This is a genomic window from Ramlibacter sp. (assembly GCF_028292805.1).
Classification (GTDB): Bacteria; Pseudomonadota; Gammaproteobacteria; order Burkholderiales; family Burkholderiaceae_C; genus Ramlibacter.
Window position 1 is genome coordinate 1 of record NZ_JAQGLS010000048.1, and the last position, 7,754, is coordinate 7,754.

Genomic DNA, 7,754 nt, shown 5'->3' on the forward strand with positions numbered 1-7,754 from the left:
ACCAGGTCGATGCCCGCGCCCATCGCCGCCCCGCTGCCGGCCCCGGCGACGCCCGCCTGTCGCGTGTCCACGGGACGCTGCAGAACGAACGGGTCCTGGTGGCTTGCAGTCGCCAGCTGCGGCGGCAGTTGCAGGCGATGCATCCTCACCAGTTCCTGCAGCATGCCGGCCTCGCGCTGCCGCAGCCGCTCCAGCACCGCCGCGGCGGCTGCGTTGCGGGCGCGCTGCGTCGCCTCCCGCTGCGCGGGATTCACCAGTTGCCGCAGCCCGGCCGGCGCGCCGGTGACTTCCTGGCTTTCCCGCGCCGCCTGCGCCAGCAGGCGTGCCAGCAACTGCATGGACCGGGCGAAGCGGCGCTCGTTGTGTTCCGTCCAGGCCGTCAGCAATCGCTCGCCGCCGGCCTGCTGGCGCGAGGGCAGCCGGTCCACCACTGCGCGCATCAGCAAGCCATCCTGCAGCCAGTGGGATGCGACATCGCCCAGCCGCAGCACGCGGGCGTCGAGCCCGCTGCCCGGCAAGCGGTCCTGGCAAGGCAACACCTCGGGCGCCAGCACCAGCAGCGGCTTGCCCAGCGCCCGCAGCACCGGTGGGCAGGCGTCAATGTCCGCCGGCCGCGCCGGCAGCCACAGCACCAGGTCGGTCGCGGCCAGCCCGCGCTGCGCCGCGTCGGGGAACTGCTGGCTGGCCGGCGCGCCAGGCCGTCGCCGCAACAGGCCCTGCAGCCAGCCCCCGGTCGTCTCGGGTTCGGCAGGGACGGCGGCGCGCAGGACGGCATCGGGTGCAATGTCGAGCACCCGCAGCGTGTCACCCTTGTCGCTCGCCAGCAGCGCCCAGGGTCCTTCTGCCGGCGGCGGCTGGTCCGCCAGCTGCCACCACAGGCGCTGCAGCAACTCGCGTTGGGCGCCGTCATGCGCCAGCACGCCGATGGTGATGCGCGCCGGCCGCACGCGGGCCAGCACCTGGGCGAAGTAAGGGTCACGCAGGTCGATGCGCACCGCGTGGCCGAGACGGCGCCCACGCCAGGCGGCCCAGCCGGCCAGCAGCAGGCGCGGGGCCACCACCACCAGGCCCAGCAAGGCCAGGTACATCCAGACCCAGCGCCGCGCCTCGTCCACGCCGACCACGGCGCCGGCGCCAAACGCCATGCGCTGCAGGTCGGCGGCGCTGAAGCCGTCGAAGGGCAACAGCGCGACCACCGGGGCGAACAGCAGGCCCAGGAAGGCATGCACCTGCCCCAGGTCCAGCAAGGTGCTTTCCCAACCGACGCGGTACTGGCGCACCAGGCCGCCGATCACGATCGCCAGCGCCAGCCCGGCGGCCCAGCCGGCGGCCGTCAGGTGCAGCAGCGTCTTGCCCCACAGCGCCTGCTGTGTGGCGCTCGCCTGCAGCCACAGCTGGTGAAAGCGGGCCAGCACGTCGGGCCGCAACCGGCCGGTGCGGCGGCCGTGCGCCGGGACACCGGCCAGCCAGCGTTGCAGCGTCAGCGCCACTGTGTGCGGCGCGGGCCGGGGCCACAGGAAAGCCACCAGCAACAGCACGTAGGCCGCGAGGTTCCAGAACAGCACGCCCAGCAAGGGCGGCGACAGCATGTTCACCCGTTGCGGATTGTCGATGCGGTCCAGCGCCGCGCCCAGCAGGCAGGCGGCCAGCGGCAGCACCCACAGGATCCAGCGCCGCCAGGCCTGCGGCTCCTGCAGCGCGGCCAACCGCGGATGGCGATTCTCCACGGCAGCCAGCAAGCGGCGGGTGCGTTCGTGCAGGAAGGCTTCGATGGCTGGCTCGGCGCCGGCTTGGCGGCTCGCTTGGGCGGCCTCGCGCTCCAGCTGGTCGCGCTCGGCCGGGCCGAGCAGCTTGCCCTGGACGTCGACTTCGTCGATCGCGCGCGCCAGCAGCAGCCGCCTGGCGGCGGACGCATCGAGGGTCAGGTGGATGGGTTCGCTTTGCAAGCCCGACAGTCTAGGCGGGACGGCCCCGGAACGGGCCGGCGCGGCCACGCCATCGGCTCAACGCGCCTGCCGCAGGAAGCGGCGAACGTTGTCGGGGTCGTGGCCGACGTAGGTCACCGCATGTTCCAGCTCGGCTTCGCTGCAGTTGAGCCAGTCACACCAGTTGCGGCGCTCCCAGGCCGGCTCCAGGTGGATCAGCAGTTGCTCGGCGCTGGCCTTGTTTGCATCTTCGGACATGGTGGGTTCCTCCTGACCATGGATCCAGAATAGGTGCCGGCCCGGGCCGGCGCGGCAAGACAAGCCAGCGCCCCGCCGTGCGACGCCGGGCGTAGCTGATGTAGGACGCACTACAAGCGCGACGGCAGAGGTCAGCGGCCAAGCGCGTAACGATCGGGTTACCGGCCGGCGGGGGGCTAAGATTGCCCGATGTTGAAGAAGACCCTCCTTGTCGCCGCGCTCGCCCTGGCCTGCGCCGGCGTGACCGCCCAGCCCTCCACCCCCGCCAAGAAAGAACTGGTCGCCAGGATCCTGAAGATCCAGCAGCCCGGGATCGAATCCATGGCCCGCGAACTCGCCAAGCAGCCCGCCAGCGAGCTCATGGCCAATGCGGTCGACTACCTGCAGAACCAGGTGCCGGCCGACAAGCGCGATGCGATGGCCAAGGCCCTGCAGCAGGACGCCGACAAGTACCTGAACGACACCTATCCGATCGTGCGCAACCGCGCCCTGCAGCTGGCCCCCACCACGGTGGGCAGCCTGCTGGAGGAAAAATTCAACGAAGACGAACTCAAGCAGGTGGTGGCGATGATGGAATCGCCCGTCTACCTCAAGTTCCAGTCGCTGGGCGGCGACATGCAGCGCGTGCTGGTGGCCAAGCTGGTGCCGGACCTGAAGCCGCAGATGGAGCCCAAGCTGCGCGCGCTGGACGAATCCTTCGCCAAGCGCCTGGGCGTGCCGGGCGCCGCGGCCGCCAACGCACCCGCCGGCCCCAAGACTCCGGCGAAGAAGTAAGCCGGGCGCCCCAAAAAAGGCGGCCCTCGCGGGCCGCCCGGCTCACTCCTGTTTTGTCTCTCAGGCCGCGTCGGGTGCCGTCGGCGACAAGGTGGTGCCGCCCAGCCCGACGCGCGCATCGAAGCTGAAGCAGGCCGCCTCGAACGAGCGGATCTCGAACAGGGCGTCCTTCAGGCTCATCTCGCCCGCCTGCATCAGCTTGCCGGCCAGGTGCTCGGTCAGGGGCTTCAGGCCCGCCAGCAAGGCCCTGGTCTCGCCATAGAGCCGCTCGCTTTGCAGCTCCATGATGGCGCGCGTCTCGTCGTCGACCGTGCGGGCGCCGTGACCGTCGCCCAGCGCGCCGAAGTTCAGCCGCGTCTTGCGGTACATGCCCATCTCGGCCACCGCGTGGTGCAGCAGCTTGGTCACGCGGGTGATGTCGTTGTGGGCGCCGTTGGTGGTGCCCTCCTCGCCGAAGAACAGTTCCTCGTTGGCCATGCCGCCGAGCAGCACCCGCACCTCGTGCTCGATGTCGGACTTGGTCTTGAGCAGGTTGGCGCCTTGCTTGTGGAACACGAAACCCAGCGCATTGTTGCGCGGGTTGGCCTTGAGCGAGATCTTGATGGTCTTCATCTCGGCCTGCAGCTGCTCCCAGTCGCCGCCCGCGGCCTTGCGCTCCAGCTCGAAGTCCACCAGGAAGTGGCCCCACTCGTGGATGGCGATGATGCGACGATCGCGGTCGCGTTCCTTGGTGGTGTTGGTGTTGACGTTGCCCACCATCACCCTTTCGGCCGCCTGCATCAGCGTCGCGGTGGCTATCAGGTCGCCGGCCTGGACGGCGGTGATGCCGGCCTGGTTGATGATGGTTTCCAGGTCGGCCGGGCTGCGACCTTCGGTGATCTCCACCAGGTGGCGCAGGTCGAGGCCATCGGCCACCTTGTCCGAGCGCTGCTCCAGGTAGTGCTCCACGATGGCGCGTCGCTCTTCCTTGTTCGGCAGGCGAAAGTCGACCTTCATCTGGAAGCGGCGCAGCATGGCCTCGTCCATGGTCATCGACTCGCTGTTGAAGTTGGAGGCGACGATCCAGATGATCTCGGCCTCCGATTTCGTGCGCACGCCGTCCAAAATCGCCAGCAGCATGTTCTGCGTGTCGTCGTCGAACTTGCGGTTGCCGCCGCGCTTCATGAACAGGTCCTGCGCCTCATCCAGGAACACGATGCAACGCTTGCGCCGCTTGGCCATGGCGACGATGCGCCCCAGCGTGTTGGCGCCGCCACCGACGAACCCCGTTTCCAGGTTCACGGCGGAGTGGAACAGGATCGGCAGGTTCAGCTCCTTGGCCAGGTAGCTGGCCAGCTTGGTCTTGCCGGTGCCGGCCGGGCCGCTGAACATGACGTTGAAGGGCTTGTGGATGCCGTACTCGGCGTACTCGGCGCGCCGCTCGTACTGGTCCTTGATCTGCCGCACTTCCGCCTTGATGTCGTCCATGCCCACCAAATCCTTGATCGAGCCCTGCACCTGGCCCGGCTCGATGAAGCGCAGCGACTTGAACTGGCCCTTGAGGTGGAACGCCAGGAAGCCCAGCAGGCCCAGTGTCAGGGCGGCCGACAAGGCGCCGCTGACGCCAGCCTTCCAGCCGTCTTTCTCGGACTGCGGACGGGCGCCGGCGAAGCGCTCGTCGAGCCGCTCCAGCATGGCGGCGCCGGAGGCGGTCAGCTCGCCGCGCGGAATGAACACCAGCTTGCTGCCCCAGGGCGCGGTGACGGCCTTGTCCGAGAAGATCCGGGTTTCCATGTCGCTGGGGTAGTAGGCGAACTGCTTGCCCTGGGACTCGATCAGCAGGATGCGCTCGGACACGTTCCACATCAGCGGTTTGTAGACCACCGTAATGTGGTCCACCGGATTGTTCTCCAGGAAGCCCAGCACCGAACCGGTGCCGAACACCACCGGCAGCTTCTCGTTCAGAACCCACAGCGAATCGCTGCCGGTCGCGCCGGCCATGGCCTGCACCTGTTCGGCCACGGCCGCTTGCCGCTGCCAGAGCACGAACGAATAGGAAGCGGTGGCCGGGATCAGGATGGCGACGGTGATCACCAGCAGCCGCATGGCCGCGGACTGGATGCTGAACCAGTCCTGCACCCGGCCGATGAGCTTGCGCAAGCCGGCCCAGCGGCCGGAGCCGGTGGGCTCGGAGCCGGTGGCATCAGCGGGGTTTTGCTTGGCGGACAGATCGGACATGGACTTCCTGCGTGCGGGGTTGCGGCGCGACTGGCAGCAACCGTGGGTCAAAAGGCGGGACAACAACGCCTCTTCTTGTGAAGTGCCGGAAATCGCCCCTCTTGTCAGAGTCATCCTACAAAAAGGGTTCCAATGTGGCGAGCTAAAAAATTGTGTCCAAAGGGCCGCTGCGGGGCGCTCGTGACAAATTCACGCAAAGTCGGGTTGGCTTTTTTGGCCCGTCGGCCCCGGTTCCGGACCGCGCCAGGGAACTGGGCACGACCTGTGCACTCAGACACTGGAGCCGGGTCTTTTCAAGTTTCTTTCCCGGCTATTTGTCCCTCGGTGCCCTCGGCTCCGAGGGACTTTTTCATGGTGCCCGGCGAATGGCGCGACCGCCGCCTTGCGCGCTGAGCCGCAAGTGCCTGCGGCCCAGCGGCCCAGCGGCCCGGCGCTGGTGTTCGACGACCACCGCAGCTTGAAAGCGGACGCTGGCGACGAGATGACCGACGAGGAACTGGCGCCCCGCCGCGCGGCCCGGGTGGCGCCGCAACCGCGCCTGGGCCGCGGCTACCAGCAACACATCCTGCAGGCCGACCAGGGCTGCGACATGGACTTCCTGCTGACGCAGTTCGGCGAGAGCGCGGGAGCCGGATAGCTTTGATGGCGGCTGGTGTGCGCTGCTCGCGCCCGGCCTGTGGCCGCAGCCCGGGCGACAAGCCGCGGGCGCACCCCAGCTGGCCTCATCTGGCAAGCACCCCGGCGGCCTTCCAGAACGCCTCGGCGTGCGCCCCCAGCGGTGCCGGATCGCGGTACAGCCGCACCTCCACCGGCAGCTGCCAGTGCGGCGGCCCGGCCAGCTGCAGGCGGCCGGCCGCCAGCTCCTCGCGCACCAGCGACCGTGGCAGCCAGGCCAGCCCGCGCCCTTCCAGCGCCATGCTCTTGAGCACCGAGGCGAGATGGGCCGTGAACACCGGTTGCAGGCCGGCGGCGGCCAGCTCCGGCCCCAGCGCGCCGCGCAAGATCCGGCCCAGGCCGGACTCGTCGCTAAACCCAAGCAGCGCGTGCTGCGGCGCGCCGGCCGCGCGCACCGGCAGCAAGTCGTCGGTGCCGATCGCCAGCGAGGGCACGCCGGCGGCGTGGAGCCCGTCGTGGGCGCCGGCCAGCGCATGCGCGATCACGAACTGCACCTGCCGCTGCAGCAGCAGCGTCTCGCAGTGCTGCAGCACGTCGGACAGCAGCCGGATCGGGCCGCGCGCGGTGTGCGGCTCCAGCGCCTGCAGCCAGCCGGGCAGGAAGGTGGACGACAACGCGTGCGTCGCCGCCAGCCGCAAGGTGGCGGCGTTGGCTTGCGCCACGGCGCGCGCCTCGGCGGGAATGCGGGCGACGCGCGCCAGCAACTCCTGCGCCTGCGGCCGCAGCCAGGCGCCGGCGGCGGTCAGCCGCGCCGGTTGCGAACTGCGGTCGAACAGGTCCAATGCCAGCCACTCCTCCAGGGCCCGGATGCGGCGGCTGAAGGCCGGCTGCGTCATGTGGCGGTCTTCGGCGGCGCGCGAGAAGTTGCCACTGGCGGCCAGGGCGAGGAAGTCTTCCAGCCAGGTGAGGTTCATGCCGGGCATTTTCGCGCCCCGCCCTGCCGGGCCGGCATCGAACCAGAGAAATCGGGCATTGGCCGGCGCGCCGCGGAACCGGGAAGATCGCGTCCTGCCCACCAGGAGATGCAATGAAGATCGTGGAAATCCGCGAAAGGACCGTCCCCATCAGCTCGCCCATTCGCAACGCCTACATCGACTTCAGCAAGATGACGCTGAGCCTGGTGGCGGTGATCACCGACGTGATCCGCGACGGCAAGCCGGTGGTGGGCTACGGCTTCAACTCGAACGGCCGCTACGGTCAAGGCATGCTGATGCGCGAGCGCTTCCTGCCGCGCATCATGGAAGCCGACCCGACTTCGCTGGTGGATGCCAGCGGCGACAACATCGATCCGCACAAGGTGTGGGAGACCATGTTCAAGAACGAAAAGCCGGGCGGCCACGGCGAGCGCTCGGTGGCCATGGGCACCATCGACATGGCGGTCTGGGACGCCGTTGCCAAGATCGAGAACAAGCCGCTGTTCCAGCTGCTGGCCGAGCGCCACGGCGACGGCAGCGTCAATCGCAAGGTGTTCGTCTATGCCGCCGGCGGCTACTACTACCCGGGCAAGGACGACGCCAAACTCAAGGACGAGATGCGCAGCTACCTGGACCGCGGCTACTCGGTGGTCAAGATGAAGATCGGCGGCGCCTCGCTGGACCAAGATCTGCGCCGCATCGACTCGGTGCTGTCGGTGCTGGGCGACGGCCAGCGGCTGTGCGTCGACGCCAACGGCCGCTTCGACCTCGACGCCGCGATCTCCTATGCCAAGGCGCTGTCGCAGTACGACCTGTTCTGGTACGAGGAGGCCGGCGACCCGCTCGACTACGCGCTGCAGGCCGAACTCGGGCAGCACTACGCCGGCCCCATGGCGACCGGAGAGAACCTGTTTTCGATGCAGGATGCGCGCAACCTGATTCGCTACGGCGGCATGCGCGCCGACCGCGACTGGCTGCAGTTCGACTGCGC

The 7,754-nt window shown here is 69.1% G+C and carries 7 protein-coding genes; 3 read left to right on the forward strand and 4 right to left on the reverse strand.

The window, feature by feature from the left end; all coding sequences use genetic code 11:
• Positions 1-1,946 (reverse strand): DUF2868 domain-containing protein (locus JWP65_RS02385; RefSeq protein ID WP_299759989.1); only part of this gene is annotated, 1,946 nt, incomplete at its 3' end.
• Between the two features lie 57 nt (positions 1,947-2,003).
• The gene (locus JWP65_RS02390; RefSeq protein ID WP_299759991.1) at positions 2,004-2,183 is read right to left on the reverse strand and encodes a DUF3606 domain-containing protein; all 180 of its coding nucleotides are present in this window, start codon (positions 2,181-2,183) and stop codon (positions 2,004-2,006) included.
• A 189-nt stretch (positions 2,184-2,372) separates the two neighbouring features.
• Here JWP65_RS02390 and JWP65_RS02395 point away from each other — a divergent pair, with 189 nt between their 5' ends.
• Positions 2,373-2,957, forward strand: coding sequence for a hypothetical protein (locus JWP65_RS02395; RefSeq protein WP_299759993.1), 585 nt, complete (start codon positions 2,373-2,375; stop codon positions 2,955-2,957).
• A 60-nt stretch (positions 2,958-3,017) separates the two neighbouring features.
• On the opposite strand, the gene JWP65_RS02400 is transcribed toward JWP65_RS02395, so the two are convergent.
• A complete protein-coding gene (locus JWP65_RS02400; protein ID WP_299759995.1) occupies positions 3,018-5,174 on the reverse strand; it encodes an AAA family ATPase in 2,157 nt (718 codons plus the stop codon).
• 400 nt (positions 5,175-5,574) lie between these two features.
• Here JWP65_RS02400 and JWP65_RS02405 point away from each other — a divergent pair, with 400 nt between their 5' ends.
• The gene (locus JWP65_RS02405; RefSeq protein ID WP_299760002.1) at positions 5,575-5,811 is read left to right on the forward strand and encodes a hypothetical protein; all 237 of its coding nucleotides are present in this window, start codon (positions 5,575-5,577) and stop codon (positions 5,809-5,811) included.
• Between the two features lie 85 nt (positions 5,812-5,896).
• Here JWP65_RS02405 and JWP65_RS02410 read toward each other — a convergent pair whose 3' ends face one another.
• Positions 5,897-6,763: a LysR family transcriptional regulator gene (locus JWP65_RS02410; protein ID WP_299759997.1), complete on the reverse strand. Its 867-nt coding sequence runs from the start codon at positions 6,761-6,763 to the stop codon at positions 5,897-5,899.
• A gap of 113 nt (positions 6,764-6,876) precedes the next feature.
• On the opposite strand from JWP65_RS02410, the gene JWP65_RS02415 reads away from it, so the two are divergent.
• Positions 6,877-7,754, forward strand: an 878-nt coding sequence (locus JWP65_RS02415; protein ID WP_299759999.1) for an enolase C-terminal domain-like protein, incomplete at its 3' end; no start/stop codon positions are given.